The sequence below is a fragment of the Agarivorans sp. QJM3NY_30 genome, from assembly GCF_050870855.2.
GTDB lineage: Bacteria > Pseudomonadota > Gammaproteobacteria > Enterobacterales > Celerinatantimonadaceae > Agarivorans.
In genome coordinates, this window is the sequence record NZ_CP194038.2 from 4,396,762 (window position 1) to 4,416,097 (window position 19,336).

At 47.5% G+C, this 19,336-nt stretch carries 18 protein-coding genes; 10 read left to right on the forward strand and 8 right to left on the reverse strand.

The features are described 5' to 3' along the window. Nucleotides 1–17: 17 nt before the first annotated feature. The 4 genes from ACRRSX_RS19920 to udp form a co-directional block, all read right to left on the reverse strand. On the reverse strand, nt 18–1,856 hold the full coding sequence (locus ACRRSX_RS19920; RefSeq protein WP_432455851.1) for an ABC transporter ATP-binding protein: 1,839 nt from the start codon (nt 1,854–1,856) through the stop codon (nt 18–20). 21 nt (nt 1,857–1,877) lie between these two features. After that, nucleotides 1,878–2,855: an N-acetyl-D-Glu racemase DgcA gene (dgcA, locus tag ACRRSX_RS19925; protein ID WP_432455850.1), complete on the reverse strand. Its 978-nt coding sequence runs from the start codon at nt 2,853–2,855 to the stop codon at nt 1,878–1,880. Further along, complete coding sequence (gene dgcN, locus ACRRSX_RS19930; protein ID WP_432455849.1) at nt 2,848–3,858, reverse strand: N-acetyltransferase DgcN; 1,011 nt, start codon at nt 3,856–3,858, stop codon at nt 2,848–2,850. Before dgcN ends, dgcA begins: the two co-directional genes overlap by 8 nt. 661 nt (nt 3,859–4,519) lie before the next feature. Continuing rightward, complete coding sequence (udp, locus tag ACRRSX_RS19935; RefSeq protein ID WP_432455848.1) at nt 4,520–5,293, reverse strand: uridine phosphorylase; 774 nt, start codon at nt 5,291–5,293, stop codon at nt 4,520–4,522. 265 nt (nt 5,294–5,558) lie between these two features. Between udp and ACRRSX_RS19940 the strand changes: the two genes are divergently transcribed. Next, on the forward strand, nt 5,559–5,969 hold the full coding sequence (locus tag ACRRSX_RS19940; protein WP_432455847.1) for an META domain-containing protein: 411 nt from the start codon (nt 5,559–5,561) through the stop codon (nt 5,967–5,969). A gap of 34 nt (nt 5,970–6,003) precedes the next feature. Here the strand turns inward: ACRRSX_RS19940 and ACRRSX_RS19945 are convergent, their stop codons facing one another. The 4 genes from ACRRSX_RS19945 to ACRRSX_RS19960 all read right to left on the reverse strand — a co-directional run bounded on the left by ACRRSX_RS19945 (nt 6,004) and on the right by ACRRSX_RS19960 (nt 8,704). After that, the gene (locus ACRRSX_RS19945; RefSeq protein WP_432455846.1) at nt 6,004–7,050 is read right to left on the reverse strand and encodes an SO_0444 family Cu/Zn efflux transporter; all 1,047 of its coding nucleotides are present in this window, start codon (nt 7,048–7,050) and stop codon (nt 6,004–6,006) included. Then, the gene (zntR, locus tag ACRRSX_RS19950; RefSeq protein WP_432455845.1) at nt 7,037–7,444 is read right to left on the reverse strand and encodes a Zn(2+)-responsive transcriptional regulator; all 408 of its coding nucleotides are present in this window, start codon (nt 7,442–7,444) and stop codon (nt 7,037–7,039) included. The genes ACRRSX_RS19945 and zntR overlap by 14 nt, the downstream gene beginning before the upstream one ends. Before the next feature lie 241 nt (nt 7,445–7,685). Next, entirely contained in the window at nt 7,686–7,985 is a 300-nt protein-coding gene (locus tag ACRRSX_RS19955) for an EamA family transporter (RefSeq protein ID WP_432455844.1), read from the reverse strand. 302 nt (nt 7,986–8,287) lie between these two features. Next, nucleotides 8,288–8,704 carry a VOC family protein gene (locus ACRRSX_RS19960; RefSeq protein WP_432455843.1) on the reverse strand — a complete coding sequence of 139 codons (417 nt, stop codon included), beginning with the start codon at nt 8,702–8,704 and terminating at the stop codon, nt 8,288–8,290. Nucleotides 8,705–8,851: 147 nt separating this feature from the next. Between ACRRSX_RS19960 and soxR the strand changes: the two genes are divergently transcribed. From soxR to ACRRSX_RS20005, 9 genes are all read left to right on the forward strand, one after another. Continuing rightward, nucleotides 8,852–9,301 carry a redox-sensitive transcriptional activator SoxR gene (soxR, locus tag ACRRSX_RS19965; RefSeq protein ID WP_432455842.1) on the forward strand — a complete coding sequence of 150 codons (450 nt, stop codon included), beginning with the start codon at nt 8,852–8,854 and terminating at the stop codon, nt 9,299–9,301. Between the two features lie 123 nt (nt 9,302–9,424). Beyond that, nucleotides 9,425–9,625 (forward strand): DUF6435 family protein, encoded by a 201-nt coding sequence (locus ACRRSX_RS19970; RefSeq protein WP_432455841.1) that lies wholly within the window; start codon nt 9,425–9,427, stop codon nt 9,623–9,625. 116 nt (nt 9,626–9,741) lie between these two features. Further along, nucleotides 9,742–11,484 carry a diguanylate cyclase gene (locus ACRRSX_RS19975; RefSeq protein WP_432455839.1) on the forward strand — a complete coding sequence of 581 codons (1,743 nt, stop codon included), beginning with the start codon at nt 9,742–9,744 and terminating at the stop codon, nt 11,482–11,484. Between the two features lie 263 nt (nt 11,485–11,747). Then, nucleotides 11,748–13,340, forward strand: a complete 1,593-nt coding sequence (gene purH, locus ACRRSX_RS19980; RefSeq protein WP_432455838.1) for a bifunctional phosphoribosylaminoimidazolecarboxamide formyltransferase/IMP cyclohydrolase — start codon at nt 11,748–11,750, stop codon at nt 13,338–13,340. An 87-nt stretch (nt 13,341–13,427) separates the two neighbouring features. Next, complete coding sequence (gene purD / locus ACRRSX_RS19985) at nt 13,428–14,723, forward strand: phosphoribosylamine--glycine ligase (RefSeq protein WP_432455837.1); 1,296 nt, start codon at nt 13,428–13,430, stop codon at nt 14,721–14,723. 148 nt (nt 14,724–14,871) lie between these two features. Then, complete coding sequence (locus ACRRSX_RS19990) at nt 14,872–15,468, forward strand: YitT family protein (RefSeq protein ID WP_432455836.1); 597 nt, start codon at nt 14,872–14,874, stop codon at nt 15,466–15,468. A gap of 8 nt (nt 15,469–15,476) precedes the next feature. Continuing rightward, entirely contained in the window at nt 15,477–16,694 is a 1,218-nt protein-coding gene (locus ACRRSX_RS19995) for a class I SAM-dependent methyltransferase (RefSeq protein ID WP_432455835.1), read from the forward strand. 173 nt (nt 16,695–16,867) lie between these two features. Beyond that, on the forward strand, nt 16,868–18,391 hold the full coding sequence (locus ACRRSX_RS20000; protein WP_432455834.1) for a succinylglutamate desuccinylase/aspartoacylase family protein: 1,524 nt from the start codon (nt 16,868–16,870) through the stop codon (nt 18,389–18,391). Between the two features lie 54 nt (nt 18,392–18,445). Next, on the forward strand, nt 18,446–19,039 hold the full coding sequence (locus tag ACRRSX_RS20005) for a DNA-3-methyladenine glycosylase I (protein WP_432455833.1): 594 nt from the start codon (nt 18,446–18,448) through the stop codon (nt 19,037–19,039). Nucleotides 19,040–19,336: the final 297 nt, after the last annotated feature.

Consider the following 19,336-nt stretch of genomic DNA (forward strand, 5'->3'; position numbering starts at 1 on the left):
TCTCAGTTTTTCCCTCACTAAGATCCTTCAGCCACCCAGTGTTGTGGCACTACCTCTCGGTAGCATAATTTGGCCACTTCCGCGCCCACCGGACGCATCGGGGAAGGGGCCAATTCGGTATCGTCCAACAGACGCAAACCTCGGCGTGCCGGGTCTGCAACTGGAACAGAAGCTAATAAACGTTGGGTATAAGGGTGTTGAGGATTGTTAAATACCGCTTGGCGACTCCCTTGCTCAACAATTTGCCCCAAATACATCACTGCAACTCGGTTGGCGATACGTTCAACCACTGCCATATCGTGAGAAATAAAAATCCACGACACGCCAGTTTGCTGTTGCAAGTCCATCATCAAATTGATCACCTGAGCTTGAATCGAGACATCTAAAGCCGATACCGCCTCGTCTGCTATAATCACCTTCGGCTTCAGCGCCATGGCTCGGGCAATCGCTATCCGTTGCCGCTGTCCACCGGAAAACTCATGTGGGTAACGACGAGCATGTTCAGCCTTAAGGCCAACACTCACCAATAGGGCTTCTACCTGAGGCGTCGCTTCGGCCAATGACTTGACCAAGCCATGAATTAACAGCGGTTCAGCAATCGTAAAACCAACCGTTAAACGAGGATTTAACGAGGCATAGGGATCTTGAAACACCATCTGCATCTCACGACGCAAGGGCTTAAAGGCGGCATCGCTTAGTAAGGAGATCTCTTTCCCCTGAAAATGAATCGTTTCACTATTACCATCCACCAGCCGCAACAAAGCCCGACCTGTGGTCGACTTCCCACAACCGCTCTCCCCCACAATAGCTAAGGTTTCCCCGGGATATATTTTGAGGTCAATTTGCTCAACAGCATGAATATGGTGAGTCACCGCAGACAACCAGCCATGACGGAGTGGGTAATAGACTTTTAGGCCTCGCACATCCAGTAAGGGTTTTTGCGAATAGTCTGCAGTACGGTGATCTTCCGGGGCTTGCTGCGCGGCATCACCAACTATCGGGAAACGAGCAGGCCAAGCGCGCTTACTCATATCCCCCAATTTGGGCACTGCGGCCAGCAAAGACTGGGTATAAGGATGCTGCGGTGCCTTAAAAATTTGTTCAACCGTACCCGTTTCAACCACTTTACCGCGTAGCATCACCACCACCCGATCAGCGATTTCTGCCACCACCCCCATATCATGGGTAATAAACATCACCGCCATATCTCGCTGCTGCTGTAACTCGCGTAATATCTGTAATATTCTCGCTTGCACCGTGACATCTAAGGCGGTGGTTGGCTCGTCGGCAATTAAGATACTGGGGTCACAAGCCAGTGCTTGCGCAATCATCACCCGTTGCCGCATGCCGCCAGAGAGCGATTGCGGATAGCTTTTCATCACCCGTTCCACATCGGCAATCCGTACTCGCTGTAATAACTCACAGGCTTTTTGATAAGCACTGCTTTGATCGCATAGCTGATGATCACGCAGCGCTTCGGTGAGCTGATCCCCCACCTTTAACACGGGATTTAAGGAGGTCATTGGCTCTTGAAAAATCATTGCCAAAGATTGACCTCGTAACTTGCGACGCGGTTCTTCACCGAGGGTCAGTAGATCGTAGCCAGGCTTATCCAGGTGTGGTTGGTAAATCACTTTACCTTGCTCTATCTCTGCGTTATCGGCCAATAAACCCATCAACGATAAGGAGGTCACCGACTTACCGGAGCCACTCTCTCCTACCACAGCCACCACTTCCCCTCGATATAACTCAAAGGAAACGCGGCTCAAAGCTTGCTGATTTCCACTGCGACTGCGAAAGCTAACGCTGAGATCTTGAATACTTAATAGTGGTGGTGTTTGCTTCGCTTGCGGCATCTTCATCACTCCTTGATTGTGTTACGGGTATATACAGCCATTTTGATAAACTAAGTGGGGCGCGCTATCGGCGGCTAACCAAAGCGGGCCATCGAGGTCGACAAATTCAGCATCGGTAGCCACTGGCAATGCAGCTTCCATGGCCAGCGATGATCCCAACATGCACCCCACCATCACCCCCATTTCTCGCCGCTGGGCAACTTTAACCATTGCCAAGGCTTCACTGAGGCCGCCACATTTATCCAGCTTGATATTAATCAGCTCATAACGACCACTAAGCCCCGCAATGTCGTGACGATCATGGCAACTTTCGTCGGCACATAGGGGGATTGGATGCTGAAACTTACTTAAGGCTTGGTCTTGCCCTGCGGGCAATGGTTGTTCAACCATTGCAATCTGATGATATTGAAGCGCCACCAGCAATGGCTCTAAATCCAGACTGCCCCAAGCTTCGTTAGCATCAATAATTAATACCGTGAGAGGAGCGACCGCTCGAATTGCCGCCACTTTTTCCAAGACCTGTTGAGCATCCAGCTTAATTTTTAGTAGTTTGGCGCCACGAGCCACGGCTTCACGAGCGGCCTCCACCATCGCCTCCAGCGAAGCGAGGCTTAAGGTCTCGGCCGCCACAATCAATCGAGGCTGAGCCCGTTGAGTCAAAGACCATAGGGAAGTGCCAGATTGAGCCGCAGTTAGCCGCCATAATGCACAATCAAGAGCATTTCTCGCCGAACCTCGGGGTAATAAATCGGCTAACTGTTGCCGAGTCGCCCCCGCTTCAATTGCGGCTTGCACTCCTTTTAACTGTGCCACCACGGTTTCTGCCGACTGCTGATAGTGGGCTGTGGGCGTACATTCCCCCAAGCCAATCAGGCCTCCTTCTTCGATGGCGACTCTCACCACCGTGACGGCATTACGAGTTCCGCGTGAAATCGCGAAGGGCTTCGCCAGCGGCAATTCCACGACCTCGATTTGTAGGCTGCGAGTCAATTTATTCATGAGCGTTGCGTAAGTAACAAGCGATATCGTCAATCCCATAACGCACCGGATCGGTCGCAGGCACACCAAAACGTTCACTCAGTTGCTGACAGAACTCTCGAGCTTCCAGGTCCGAAAACTGCGAAGTATTAATCGCAAAACCAGCGAGTTGAATCTCAGGACTGGTGACTTTGGCAACTCGTAGGTTTTCAGCAACACATTCTGCGATGTCGACCAAGGGGTGATGCGGCAGATGACGCGTGTGAGGACGCCCCATTTCATGGCACATCACCAACCACTGTGGTTGAGCGCCATGCAATAAACCGAGGCTCACGCCTGCATAAGAAGGGTGAAACAGCGAGCCCTGCCCTTCGATAATGTCCCAGTGATCCGGCTCGTTCGCGGGTGCGATTTGTTCCACCGCACCGGAAATGAAATCGGCTACCACCGCATCAATCGACAAACCTTCACCAGAAACCAATACCCCGGTTTGACCGGTCGCACGAAATTGCGCCTTCATTCCTAGTTGAAGCATGGCTTTTTCTAAAGCCAACGAGGTATACATCTTGCCAACAGCACAGTCGGTCCCCACGGTGAGTACACGATGACCAGTCCGTGGCAATCCAGTCCCCACCCGGAGCGCCTGTTCACTATGGCGCACATCAAATAACTGCACCTGATGGGTCTTGGCTAGGTCCCGTAATTCAGCAATATCGTTTAAGCGCTGATGTAAACCACTGGCCACATTCATACCGGTACAAATCGCTTGGCGAATCGTCTGTTGCCAGTGCTCAGGCAAAAATCCGCCCGCATTGGCAGTTCCCAGAACTAGGGTTTTGGCGCCTGCGCTCTTCGCTTGTTCGATGCTCACATCGGGAAGGTCTAAGGCGACGGTCGCACTTGCTAAACGCAATTGACCAATACATTGCTCGGGGCGCCAGGCAAAAATACCTCGTGCCGTTTTCGCCGCCAAAGGGTCGGTAACATCACCAATAAATAAAAGATAGGGTTGCGGTATTTGCATTCTCGTTCACTCACAATCACGCTGCTCATTGAATGAATTTGATTGTTCCATAGCCCTCAAGGCCATGACGAATGCTAATATGTGGCAAGGGTATAACCCTTAGGTTATAGCCAACCGACAGCCCCCATAATGACTAACTCCAACTGAAAACCAGAGCTCAATAAAAGAGCTACAAATTATAAAATTGGTTCAGGATCGACGCTTGTTATCGGCATACATAGGAAGATTGATGAGCTAAACCGAGCCATCCAATGAGTGGCCAGAAAACGATTAGGCGAGCATATGCAGACCATTGTTCAAGTCAGCGTGTTGCAAAAATGAGGCTTGTAAACATGTCACGATGGTGAAGAACATACCACTAGCGGTGTTTCTACGGTGGAACTTAGAAGCAAACCAATATGCAGGAACACTCGGCTTAGTGAACATTTAAGCAACAGATGTTGCTCCAGATGAGAGTTTTTTATTGTGGTAACAAATTGCGACTCAGTGAGTGAAGCAAATACAACTTAGCCTTCCACTCAAAGATGAAAGGCCCAAATGATCTGAGCCCACCTTTAAGCCGCATTTGTGGCTCATCGTTTTAACCCCCAATGGATCTCAATCGCATCGGTTCGGCCTTGCTGAATAAGCCGCAAATGACTGTCTTCAAACGGCTGAAGTATTAAACCGTAGCGAGTAACTTACGCGCGGCCTCTACTACAATACTAACCGCTTTATGTTCGGTGTTTTTCATTAAGCTTTCATCGGGAATTTCTTGTTGAGTCCGATTCACAATCACCCCAGCAACACAGCCAGCCTTAAGACCCTGCGAGGCACACATGGTAAATAAGGTCGCACTCTCCATTTCAAAGTTAAGTACCCCCATGGCTTGCCATTCTTCCATCGAACCCTGCAAGGCTTTGGTTACTCGACCAGAAAAAGTGTCGTAGCGCTCTTGGCCCGGGTAAAAGGTATCGCTGGATGCAGTAACCCCCACATGACAGTTTGCCTTGGCTTCTAAGGCTGCACTATGCAAAGCTTGCATACACGAAAAATCGGCCACGGCGGGAAACGTCATCGGCGCAAAATGTTGGCTGGCGCCATCTAAACGAACCGAAGCCGTGGTGACAATGACGTCCCCCACATTGATGTGGTTCTGGATCGCGCCAGTGGTGCCCACACGTAAAAAAGTTCGCACCCCTAATTGTGCTAACTCTTCCACAGCTATAGAGGTAGAAGGCCCACCAATCCCGGTGGAGCATACCACCACGGGGGTTCCATCCAATTCACCCAGATAAGAGGTAAATTCTCGCTGAGAGGCTAATAACTGCGGATTATCTAATAACGAAGCGATCCGCTCGACCCGCTGAGGATCACCGGGAATAATCGCCAAGCTGGCTCCTTTTAACATCTCAGGGTTTAACCCTAAATGAAATACACTTGCGGCTTGATTCATGCTGACTTCCCTAATTGAGTCGAATAATTAATGCCCTGAGCATAGGGGCTGAACTGCTGAATAAGTGTGAAACATCTCGCATTTAGCTGTAAGTGAAGCTAAAAACAGCTCATTATCACCGCTTATGTTGAAATAACTTTCACCTTTGTAACCTGATCTAAAACGCAACAATCCACCGATTTAAACCATAAACAAATGAATCATTAGCATGTCTATAAGCCGCTGTTCTACAATCAGTAGAATTATTTTAGCCAGAGAAGTAACAATGAAAAATCTGCGTATTATTTATGTAGCGATATTACTGGGTTTAAGTGGCTGTGTCAGTCATCAATCGGAAGGAAATATGAACTTGGCCAATAGCCGCTGGTATATGAGCGCCGACGACTACCAAATAGCCGATATCAAACTGCCCGCCTTTCACTTAGAAGAAACCCAACAAGGCTACAAAATTTCTGGAACCACGGGTTGCAATAACTTTTTTGCCAGCGCAAGTTGGGATGGCAAGCAACTCAGCCTCACCCAACCGATTGCGATGACACGGATGATCTGTGCTGCTCCTCTGAACAAGATTGAAATGGAATTTATGCAAGCCGTAGAGCAGCCAATCATCAGAGATGGCGAAACACTGCGCTTAACTAATGGCGCGGTATTTAAGCGCATTCCAAACAAATCCTAACCACCATCAGTAAGCGAAGCACTTCGCTTACTCGTTAAGCCCTTTTTCTAAACCAGCTTTGCCGTAAGTCTTGCCAACTCGCATAAGCCACCAGTGCCGCAATCATACTACTGCTAGCGAGTACCCAAGTGGTGGCAATGAACTGTTGTTGTTGCCAAGCCACCGGATCCACCGGCCAATGCCAATAGCCAATAGCCCAATCCAGGCTCCAACCAAAGGCCATCGCTGTCACAATCACCCCACTTAAATAGGCGACCAAGGCTCGCATGCCCATCTCCTGGCGCACTAACATCAGCGTTGCAATATTGGTCGCTGGCCCGGCTAACATAAACACCAAAGCTGCCCCCGGTGAAATGCCAGCGATAATCAAGCCCGCGGCTATCGGTGTCGAGGCCGTTGCGCAGATATACATAGGGATCCCGACTAAGACCATCACCACCATGGTGCCCCACCCCTGCCCCCACCGGGTCATAAAGCTTTCTGGCAAATAAGTTTGAATCAATGCAGCAAATGCCAAACCCACAAACAACCATAGGTAGCTATCCCGTACCATCTCAAGCAAGGCATCTGCCCAGCGCCGTAAACTGCTACGCCAGTCTGCTGTGGGAGTCTCGGCGGGCGATGATTGACTAGCGCACTGACCACCGCTGCAGCAACTCTTAACCACAGTTTTTGGCGCTTGACCAGCTTCACTATTACCAACTAAAAGGCCCGCTACGATGGCACTCACAATCGCCGCAATAGGACGAATAATTGCCATCACCGGCCCCAACAGCGCATAGGAAATGGCCACCGAATCAACTCCAGTTTCCGGTGTTGCGATTAGAAAAGAGGTGGTGGCACTATTCGAAGCCCCAGCACGGCGTAGACCCAGCGCAGCGGGGATCACCCCACAAGAGCACAATGGCAAAGGCGCGCCAATAAACGCTGCTTTTATTGTTGTACTCGGTCGGTTATTACCTAAATGCTTAGCCAACCAACGACTCGGTAAGCCCAGTTTCAAGCTGGCGGCAATCACAAAGCCTAGTAATAACCAAGGCGCAGCACTTAGAAATAATCCAATAAAATTAGTCAATAACATCTTCTAAAGCCTTTAATATTGAACACTGGGCAGCACTTTCACTGCCACCACAACAAGTCTCATGTAATTGGCGCAAAGTCGCTTCAAAAGCCTGTAGCTGAGCGAGTTGCTGCTGTACCTTGACCAACTTTTGTTCGATAAGGACGCTCACATCGTGACAACTCACCTGCTCGGCTCGCTCTCGCAGGTTCAGTAATTCAGCGATATCTTTAATTGATAAACCAGATTGCTTTGCCCGCTGCACAAAGCGCAATCGAGCTACATCTGTCTCACTATAAATACGATATTGGTTGGCCTCGCGCGCGGGCGTTTTCAGTAGCCCCTTGCGCTCATAAAAACGCAAGGCCTCGACACTTAAGCCACTTAGCTTGGCTAATTCCCCGATCCGATACATAAATACCTCCCATTCACTACAGGATAAACCCTATAGCTAGGTTTAGGGTCAACCTTTTTTTTCTGGAATGATAAAAATCTCTTGGTTCAATGCAGAGTCTAAGCCTGCTGACGGGATAATTTTATTAGAGTATATGATGCAAGTTGATGACTTTTAGTGCACCAGCTAAAGTGGCACATACAAATATCTGCCAGAGTGACCCAGAGTGACCATGCTCAAGCTTTTACTTTGCAGCCTTCTCTTAATTAAGGGCCACTGCAATTAGTATCAATGCTAAGGCAATCCAAGTATTCAGAGCCACATTTTCGTTAGCAAAGATAACACCGACCAAGACACCGAATGTGGGGCCTAGATCGTTGGTGAGTGAGGTAAATACAGGGCCTGTTTCCGATATGAGAAGCATATAAAGAAAGTAAACAACTCCGGCCCACATGGCCCCCAGATAGATAATAAAAAGAATCGTATCTAAAGTTACATGGCTTAGGAGTTGGCTATCAGAAAACAAGAATATAAGTAATATCTGTAGGCTGGCTGCACCCAATACATTCCTTGCCACAATCAGAGGGGGCTCGTCCCCACATTTGAGTGTTCTTGGAAAATCCGGCGAGCATTGCCGAGCTTATTTAAAAAACCATTGATACTAAATAAAGCAATGCCAATACCAAACTCTAGTGTTTCAACAGAGTTCATATTTACGCCACATAGGACGATAGCATTTTGTTTCAGTTAGTCTGGGATGTAGGCAATCAACCAAGAATTGCCGCCAGCTAAGCCTACATCTACGGCTAGACAAATCATCCAAATAAACCAAGTGATGAGAGTCTCCGCCCACAGCTGATAGGTTTATAAATATTGATTTCGCTCTGCGGGAATATCAGACAGATATTGTACAAATTCAAGCTCAAAACCATCGGGATCTAGGAAGTATACATTTTTACGATATTGTGTCGCCGCGCCCTGGTTGTGAATCGGAAAACCAGCTTGCAGCAAACGCTGGCTCAACGCCTCGATATTATCGGTAACAAAAGCGAAATGTGCCAAGCCCAGTTGGTTACTTGTCAAAGACCGATTTTCCCCTCGACCACTATCGTTAAAAGTTAAGTAATGCGTTTCATCACCAAAGTGAACCCAATTTCTTGGGGTTCCATGCCATAACTGATGACCTTGTCCTCTAATATACCAGTGGGGAAAAGCGGCCCCGTAAAACTTAAGCGTAGCATCAAGATCGCTCACCACTAAATTCAAATGTTCTAAATACATTGTGATTTCCTTCGTTATTGATCATTGCTGTGAACACCAGCGAATCGACGACTCGGTGATATTTGTGTTTAGCATAAAAGCTCAAGTTAACTTGAGGTAAAGGAGTTTTTTTCTTATCCTCAAACAATATTCATTTGAGGAAAAGCGATGACCAGCACTCCACCAAAAGCCCTATCGGTAGGTTTTGTCGCCAAACGCTGTGGCGTGAAAATATCGACACTGCATTTTTACGAAAGTAAAGGGCTGATCCAAAGTTGGCGTAACCAGGGCAACCAACGCCGTTATCGGGCCGATGTACTACGACGGGTCTCGGTGATCAAAGCCGCACAAAAATTGGGGATCAGTTTACAAGACATTAAGCTGGCCCTCGCCAGCCTGCCCGATCAACGCACTCCAACCAAACAAGACTGGCAGCAGCTGTCAAAGGTCTGGCGCCAACAATTAAATCAACGGATCCATCAACTAGAAAAGCTTAGGGATTCTCTCAACGGCTGTATTGGTTGTGGTTGCCTCTCCATGCAGAATTGTCCGCTCTACAATCCCGATGACATCCTAGCTGAACAAGCGCAAGGACCTGTTCTATTAGACCGAGCATAAACTTGCACCATAGCGACCAAAATCGCAGCTTGAATCAAAAGCGCCCTTTATCGATAAAAATAAGCATGCCCAAAGAACTTTTTTAATACTTGCAACGTTATTCCTTTTAACCGAGGAGTAACTATGTTTAATTTTTTAAAAGTAAATCCATTGAAACGTAAACGAAAAAAATATGATGTTTTACTGGAATCGGCAATGCTCGCGCAAAGACGAGGCGACATTATGAGCTATTCGATGCTAAGTGCCGATGCGGAGCAACTATGGAAAGAAATCAAAGAGTTAGAGTTGAAAAATCAGTTGCCCAATACACCAAGTGAAAAGTGACAAGTAAATCATTAAAGCATCAGGCTATTGACAGGAAAATTATTAAATATCAGTAATTTGAGCTAAACAGAGTCGGCGTCCATACTTAATGAACGCCGGCCAAATTAGCGACGAACATGCCAAATAAAGTCAGTCAAGTTATCAACAAGCGAACGAAGCCCAACGTGGTTAAGCTCGGCTTGGGTGCTGCCTTATTAGCCTTTTTCAGCCTCGCGATCCTCGCCATTGTATTTACTGCGCTAAACAATGTTGATCGTGAAATTAAAAACAAGGTAAAAAAATCTCTATTAACCACTCTGCATACCACCCAACAAGCTCAGCATATTTGGCTACAACACCGACTGACAGAATTAGATAACATCACCCGCTCTCAATCACTGCGCAGCATTGCGCAGACCTTCACTCGCAGTAAACCTAGTCCATCGCAGTTTGCCAAAGCAGAACAACAGCTGGCACAAAGTCTGCGTTTTATTATGGAAAGTTATCAAGATCAGAACTATTGGCTGACGCGCCGCAATGGCCAAATCCTCAGTTCGAACCTCACGCAGCAAACCACACGCCACCCTTTATTTGAATTAAGCTCACAAGCGATACAACGGGTATTAGCTGGTGAAACTCGTTTTATCACAGGCTCAGTCAAAACCGAGCGCGCCCCCCAAAGTCACATTTACTTTTGTTCACCAGTGTTCGATGAACAACGACAGGTGATTGCCGTTCTGATCATCGGTGCCGATCAACATAAACACTTTAATACGATCACCCAACTTGGCAACATCTGGGACAGCGGTGCAACTTATGCCTTTGATCAAAATGGTGTAATGCTTTCAAATTCTCGTTCCGACGAGCAACTTCATCGAGTCGGTTTGTTAGCGCCCGCACAAAGTGCCATCAACACCATTCGAATCACCGATCCCGGTAGCAATATCTTGGAGAGGCGAGACCAAAAACTATCTAAACTACCACTCACACTGATGGCACAAAGCGCCACTCGAGGGCAAACGGACTTCAATATAGAAGGTTACCGAGACTACCGAGGTATATTGGTATTAGGCGCTTGGAGTTGGCAAGCCAACTATGGCTTTGGCCTTGCCACCGAAATCGACAAATCCGAGGCATATAACGTTTATGGTAGAACCAAAAACATCGTATTAATTGGCATCATTAGTTCTTTAGTGGTGACTTTTAGCCTATTTATGTTGCTGTATATCAGCCTCCGTAACGGCAAGCGCAGCTTATATCAAGCCCAACTGGTATTAGAAGATAGGGTTAAACAACGAACCGCCAACCTAGAGGCGGCTCAGCAGCAACTGCGCGCCGCCTACCAAGAACTCGAGCAAGTATCTATCACTGATAGCCTCACCGGCATCCCCAATCGACGCTGCGCCGATACTTTTTTAAATAGTGAGTGGCGCCGCGCACAACGCGATGGATATCCGATCACTATTATGCTGATCGACATCGACCATTTTAAGCAATATAACGATCACTATGGTCATCCCGCGGGCGATATTTGCCTGGAGCTTGTCGCTAGAACCCTAATCGACAGCCAAATTTGTAAACGTCCGGGGGATCTAATTGCACGCTATGGTGGCGAAGAATTTATCGCCATATTAAGTAATAGCGATCAACAATATGCCACACTTGCCGCGAACAACTTACTTGAAGCCATCCGTAAAGCTGCCATCCCCCATAATTTCACTTTAGTTGAAGATCAAACCATGCTGACCATCAGTATTGGGGTATCCATTGCAGAAAACATCGACACCAGCCTTGAAAAAGTTGTGAGTTTAGCTGACCAAGCGCTGTACATCAGTAAACAAACTGGACGTAATCGCTATCACCTGAAACTCCCCCAATAGTGCAACTGAGCGGCTCCCCCAAGCTAAAATAAACCAATCCGTCCATTAATCACCACCTTGAACAGCAATCGAAGTTGCTGTTTTCACATAAATTTCAATAAAAAATAAGGACTAAACAATGCTACCTACGGATGATTAATCTACTAAAAATTGCACATTCTTAAGACTTTTCCTGTAAAATGCGCGCCTCAAACCTAAGTTGTTTATTTTTCGGGCAACTTGTACCGCTAGCGCACATAACTGCTAATGAGGATAAAACCCCAATGGAAAACGCTCGACCGATTCGACGTGCACTGATCAGTGTTTCAGATAAAACAGGCATCATCGAATTCTCTCGATCTTTAGCCCACCAAGGCGTAGAGATCTTATCTACTGGTGGCACCGCTAAATTACTGGCTGATAACGGCATCGCCGTGATTGAAGTCTCAAACTACACAGGCTTCCCAGAAATGATGGATGGACGGGTAAAAACACTCCATCCTAAAGTACACGGTGGCATTTTAGGTCGACGCGGCACCGATGACCAAGTCATGGCTGAACACGACATCAATGCCATTGATATGGTGGTGGTCAACCTTTACCCATTTGCAGCAACCGTGGCAAACCCAGATTGCAGCCTGGCCGATGCGGTAGAAAACATCGACATTGGCGGACCAACCATGGTGCGCAGTGCAGCGAAAAACCATAAAGACGTGACCATCGTGGTGAACGCTTCGGATTACGACCGTGTATTGGCAGAAATGGCTAATAACGATAAATCGTTAACTCAAGCCACTCGATTCGACCTCGCCATTGCCGCTTTCGAACACACCGCCGCCTACGACGGGATGATTGCAAACTACTTCGGTACCATGGTCCCAAGCTACGGCGACAACACCGAAGGTGATGAAGAAAGTAAGTTTCCACGAACATTTAATAGCCAATTCATTAAAAAGCAAGATATGCGCTATGGCGAAAACAGCCACCAAGCAGCCGCTTTTTATGTAGAAAAAAACATTGAAGAAGCCTCGGTATCGACTGCCACTCAGCTACAGGGTAAAGCCTTGTCATTCAACAACATCGCCGATACAGACGCCGCCCTTGAGTGTGTAAAAGAATTTGCTGAGCCATGTTGTGTCATCGTGAAACACGCCAATCCTTGCGGCGTTGCTTTAGGAGATGACATTCTGCAAGCTTACCAGCGCGCTTATCAAACCGATCCAACTTCAGCCTTTGGTGGCATTATCGCTTTTAACCGAGAACTCGATGCCGATACCGCCGAAGCCATTGTCTCTCGCCAATTTGTGGAAGTGATCATTGCGCCTAAAGTTTCTGAAGCAGCAGCACAAATTGTTGCCGCGAAGAAGAATGTGCGTCTGCTGCAATGTGGCGAGTGGTCAACTAAAACCACCGGTTTACAACTGAAACGGGTAAATGGTGGTTTATTGGTGCAAGACCGCGATCAAGGCATGGTCGGTCAAGAAGAGCTAAGCGTCGTCAGCAAACGTCAACCCTCAGCAGAAGAACTACGTGACGCGCTATTCTGCTGGAAAGTGGCTAAATTCGTGAAATCGAATGCCATCGTTTACGCCAAAGGGAACATGACGATTGGGGTCGGTGCTGGCCAAATGAGCCGTGTATACAGTGCTAAAATCGCTGGTATTAAAGCCGCCGATGAAAATCTGGAAGTCGCCGGAAGCGTGATGGCATCCGATGCCTTCTTCCCGTTCCGCGATGGCATCGATGCCGCTGCCGAAGCGGGCATCACCTGCGTCATTCAACCCGGTGGCTCAATGCGTGATGACGAAGTCATCGCGGCTGCGGATGAACACGGCATGGCCATGCTATTCACCGGCATGCGCCACTTCTACCACTAAACGAATAACAGCCAGCCTTACGCTGGCTGTTTTATATTGTGGCTTGGCCTGACCAAGCCGGGTTTGCTCAGTATTGGATAAACAAAAATGAACGTACTTGTGATTGGCGGCGGTGGCCGTGAACATGCGCTGGCTTGGAAGGCCGCCCAGTCTCCTTTAGTTGATAAAGTCTTTGTGGCCCCCGGCAACGCTGGTTCGGCGCTTGAGCCAAAGCTGGAAAATGTTGCAATTAATGTTGAAGATATTGCCGGCCTACTGAGCTTTGCGCAACAGAACCAAGTTGAACTGACCATTGTCGGCCCTGAAGGCCCCTTAGTGATTGGCGTGGTGGATGCTTTTCGCGCTGCGGGTCTAAAGATCTTCGGCCCCACCGAAAAAGCAGCACAGCTTGAAGGCTCTAAATCTTTTACCAAAGATTTTTTAGCCCGTCACAACATCCCAACGGGTTACTACCAAACCTTTACCGAAGTTGAACCTGCCATTGCTTATGTTAAGCAGCAGGGCGCCCCCATCGTGGTAAAAGCCGATGGCTTAGCAGCAGGTAAAGGCGTGATTGTGGCGATGACCGAAGCCGAAGCAATCGCGGCAATCGAAGATATGCTCGCCGATAACGTCTTTGGTGAAGCAGGTTCACGCGTGGTAATTGAAGAGTTCTTAGATGGCGAAGAAGCTAGCTTCATCGTGATGGTGGATGGCAGCAACGTATTAGCCATGGCCACCAGCCAAGATCATAAACGAGTTGGCGACGGTGACAGCGGCTTAAATACCGGCGGCATGGGGGCTTACTCACCCGCACCAGTAGTAACGCCTGAAATTCACCAACGCATTATGGATCAAGTGATCATGCCGACAGTAAAAGGCATGGCTACTGAAGGCAACGAATACACTGGTTTCTTATATGCTGGTTTGATGATCATGGCTGATGGCATGCCAAAAATCATCGAATATAACTGTCGCTTCGGAGATCCAGAAACCCAACCGATAATGATGCGAATGCAATCTGATATCGTTGAGCTATGTTTAGCCGCCGTTGATCGTAAACTCGATAGTAAAACTGCCGAATTTGACTCTCGTGCAGCCATGGGTGTGGTCCTCGCCGCTGCAGGCTACCCAGGTGATTACCCGAAAGGAGATGTGATTAACCTACCCAGCTTGAGCGAAGAAAGCCTAGACGCCAAAGTATTCCACGCAGGGACTAGCGAAAAAGACGGTCAGCTCCTGACTAGTGGTGGTCGAGTGCTGTGTGCTACCGCCTTAGGCAACAGCGTGACAGAGGCTCAAGCCAATGCCTACGCCTTAGTCAAAAAAGTGTCTTGGAACGGTATGTTCTATCGTCACGACATCGGCTACCGCGCTATCGCCCGAGAAAAAAGCCAAGGCTAAGCCTTAAGCTGAATGCTAATAACATATAAAACCACTAAATGATCGATATTTAGTGGTTTTTTTTGTATTTTTCACATGATGCAAAGCTTAATCTCAATATTACTCAAGCAGTGCTATTATTCACTGTCATCATTGCGAAGAGCGTAACATGGAAAAGCATAATTTATTAGAAGATGGTTTAGCCCTATTAATTGGCAGCCTGATGGTTTCCTTAGGACTATTTTTCTTTAAACAGACTCAATTACTCACTGGTGGTACCGCGGGTTTGGCTCTGTTATCCAGTCAATTTTTTAAGTTAAGCTTTGGTCAAATATTTTTACTCATTAACTTACCCTTTTTTATTTTGGGTTTTGCCAAGATGGGCAAAAGCTTCACTTTTCGCACCGTCGCTTGTGTATTGCTGGTCTCTTTGTTTACCGATTATATGCATCTGGTCCTCAGTGTTTCACATATTGAGAGAAGTTATGCATCACTCTGTGGCGGTTTCTTAATTGGCACTGGTATGTTGATCCTGATCCGCCATAAAGGCAGCTTAGGCGGGGTGAATATTCTAGCCTTATATTTACAACAACGTTTTAATATTCGTGCAGGTCAGGTGCAAATGGGGCTCGATATTATGATTGTTGCTGCCTCTTACTTCCTCGTCCCATTAAGCGTTTTACTATGGTCCATTGTTGGCGCGGTCGCGCTCAATATCGTGATATCATTGAATCACAAAAGTGGACGCTACCAAGGTCTATCTTAATTAAACCAATGACATTTACTTCTGCGTTCATCTCGGTAAAACAAACTCAGCGTTTGTTTGCTTGCTATGATCAATGGCTTACAGATTACCAAGACTATTGGCAATTCAGTCCTTTTGCCCATCACACATTCCCTTGGCCAAAGCCCTCACTCAAACACCGCTTAGAACAACTAAGCCTTGAGCAGCTGACCCAATTTGAACAACAGCCCACGCTGGCTAGAAGCTATTTTGCTGAGTATTTCCCAGAACTAACGCAAAACCAAGAATCATGGCCCTTAACGGTTCCTCAAACGCGCAGTTTAACCAGCCCATTTTGGTTGAGTAACGGTATTAAAGGCCGTAAATTGGAACAAATTGCAGCCTTTTGCCAACAATTACACGGCGAGACAAGACCAGTATTGGAGTGGTGTGCAGGCAAAGGTCACTTGGGGCGCTTCATTAGTTACCATCACCAGCTGCCCGTCACCAGCCTAGAGTGGCAGGCACCGCTCTGTGAAGAGGGGCAACAGTTGGCCCAAAAATTAAACTTAAGCCAACATTTTGAACACTGTGATGTATTAGCTGAGCCTCCCCAAGCCACGCTCAACAAGCAACAACATGTAGTGGCCTTACACGCTTGCGGTGAGTTGCACCTACAGCTACTTCGCTTAGCCAGTCAGCAGCGACCACAACGACTCAGCCTATGCCCCTGCTGCTATCACCTCATTAGCACCCCTTACTATCAGCCGCTCTCCGAGCAGGCTCAACAAAGCTCCCTTCAATTGAGTAAAGCGGACTTACGCTTGGCCGTGGCTCAGTCGGTTACCTCGGGTCAGCGGGTGCAAAACCTACGTCAAACCGAGATCCATTGGCGCTTAAGTTACCAATGTTTACGCGAGCAAGTGACTGGGCAAAGCGACTACCAAGCGTTGCCGTCGGTGGCGAAACACTGGTTTGCTCAAGGGAGTAGCTTTGCCGATTTTGCCCAATGGGCGAGTCAACAACACCAACTGGCGCTGCCAGAGTCCATCGACTGGGCAGATTATTTAAACTTAGGACGAGAGCGCCATCTTCAAGTACGTAAAAGTGAACTGATACAACAACTATTTAGACCCATCTTAGAGCGCTGGCTGATTCTGGACCGTTGCTTATTTTTACAAAAGCATGGCTATCAGCTAAAACTCGTGGAACTTTTCCCCTTTCAAACTAGTCCACGTAATGTACTCATTCAAGCCGAGTTGCCTTAGGGCGCTTCAACCGTAAGGCTCTAATCAATACCTTAAGTACTGTTTATTGGTTTTTAACCCTTACGATATAGCCTCTGCTCTAATAAGCAATAAGGCCTTTTACTGTGATAATTGTTACACTTACCAATATTGGATAGGTATCTATCCTTGACTCATTGATAACTGGAAACTTTATGTTGCTTCGTATCCCGCTATGCTTCACCTTGCTTTGCGTTAGTTCTATGCTGTTTGCCACCGAACAAGAAGAACAATATGAAGAAGCGCTCAATCCCGCACTTATTGAAAACGACACGGCATCGAGTGAACCACAACCAATCCCCGAGCCTAAACCAAACATCCTCCCAGAAACCGAGTCGAAGGGAAAGTCAGTCGAAGCAAACCCTACCGAGCTGGACCTGCAACAAAAGTCAGGCGATGACAAACAAGCTTTGCCGGCCCAACCCGAAAACATTATTCCGATAGTTGTTGGCAACGATCCGCTCTCGAGCAAAACTCAGAAAAATTTAGCCGAGCCGCCCCCAGAGCAAGCGACATGGGGACCGCTTCATTTACTCAATACCGAGCTCTCACCGAACAGCAAAGCCACCCTAGATTGGTTTTCCGGTCACCTGCCTGGTGGCTTCGAAATGGCCACCCCGGTCGTGGTATTGCATGGTAAAGAAGCAGGGCCAACCGTATGTTTAACTGCCGCGATCCATGGTGATGAGGTCAACGGGGTTGAAATTGCCCGCCGAGTCGTACAAAACCTAAAACCAGAAAATCTCAAAGGCAGCATTATCTCGGTTCCAGTGGTCAATATTGACGGACTATGGCGCAAAGATCGCTATATGTCAGACCGACGTGATCTTAACCGCGCCTTTCCTGGTAATGCTAACGGCTCAACCGCCTCTCGCGTCGCTTATAGCTTATTTACCAGCATTATCCGTCACTGTGACAGTGTCATTGATCTGCATTCTGGCTCAATGTTTCGGGAAAATGTGACTCAATTACGGGCCGATATCACTCTAACTTCGGTTGCGGAATTAACCAAACAATTTGGTGCGGTTTCGGTACTACAAAGCATTGCTCCCCCAGGCAGCTTACGTGGCGCAGCAACCGCCGCTGGGATCCCCGCGGTGGTGATGGAAGTGGGAGGTCCTTTCACCGTTGATGTAAAAATGGTTGAAACTGGCGTCAAAGCGCTACGCAGTTATTTAAGTTCCATCGGTATGTTGCCGCGCTCTTTCTTTTGGTCTTCACCACAACCGGTATTTTATGCCTCCGAGTGGCTGCGCTCTCGCCAAGGCGGGATCCTGATAAACAAAGTCAACCTAGGGCAAAAAGTAAACAAGGGGCAACTGTTAGGTGAAATTAGCAACCCGATTAATAATGAAATCGAGAATCTATACGCACCTTTCAATGCCGTCGTTCTTGGCCGTGCTCAGGACCAATTTGTCAGCGCTGGTTACGCTGTGTTTAACCTTGGTGAACGCCGAAGCATAGAAGCTCTTGAACAACAGGGTGAACAAGTGAAGAAAAAAGTTGTCGAGAATAATGCGGAACAGATGGGGCTAACACCCAGCCTAAACCAGAATGATGCCACCCCCCAAGTTACAGATGATGAGGCGACCACGCTGCCACCTAAACCCGAGAGCCCCTCGCGGCCAACACCAACGGGGCATCAAATCCCCGATATGGATGATGTTCCAGAAGATTAGCCAAGCCTTATCAAGGCGAGCAATAGCCAAGAATTCTTTTAAGGAGTAATCACGATGACCCAAGAGGCTTTAATCAAACGCTGCACATGGTGTGGTGACGCCCCAGATTATCAACATTATCACGACCATAGCTGGGGGCGGCCAGTTTATGACTCAAAAGAACTATTTGCTAAGCTCTGTTTAGATGGACAACAAGCCGGTTTGTCATGGATAACCATTCTGCGTAAACAGCAAAACTACTATCAAGCCTTTGCTCAATTCCAACCAGACAAAATCGCTCAATACCAAGACCAAGACTGCGCCCGCTTAATGGAAAACAAAGGGATCGTACGCAATAAGCTTAAGATTAATTCCATTATTAAGAATGCCAGAGCCTATTTAGCGATAGAGGCACAAGGCCAAACTTTTAGCGACTATATTTGGAGCTTTGTAAACGGCAAAACCATTGTAAATCGCTATACCCATATGCAAGACATTCCAGCTGAAAGCCCAGAATCACAAGCAATGTCGAAAGCCTTAAAAAAAGCAGGATTTAATTTTGTTGGACCCACGATTTGTTATGCCTTTATGCAAGCGGTGGGTATGGTGAACGATCACCTGGTGGATTGCCATGTCTATCGAGAGTGTGTCGAGTTAGCCAAACGTTAAGCTACTTCATACTGGCCAGAAGATGTTATAGCAATCTAATTAATTAGATGAGCAATTTATTACGCAGAATTAATTTACCGATAATCAGCCAGGAAGTGCAGTAGCTAGTGGCTCTAATGACAAGATACATCACGCAGTTAGCGGTGATCTAGGCTAGCAAAAATAAACCAGTAATGGTTAGATTAGTATTCGATGGGCTGCTCATCAGTCATCAATACGGTGAGTCGTAAGTGATTCGACCAAGGGCCTTATTCGCTCGCTGTTGAGCGCATGTGACTGGTTGCAGTCAATCTAAAT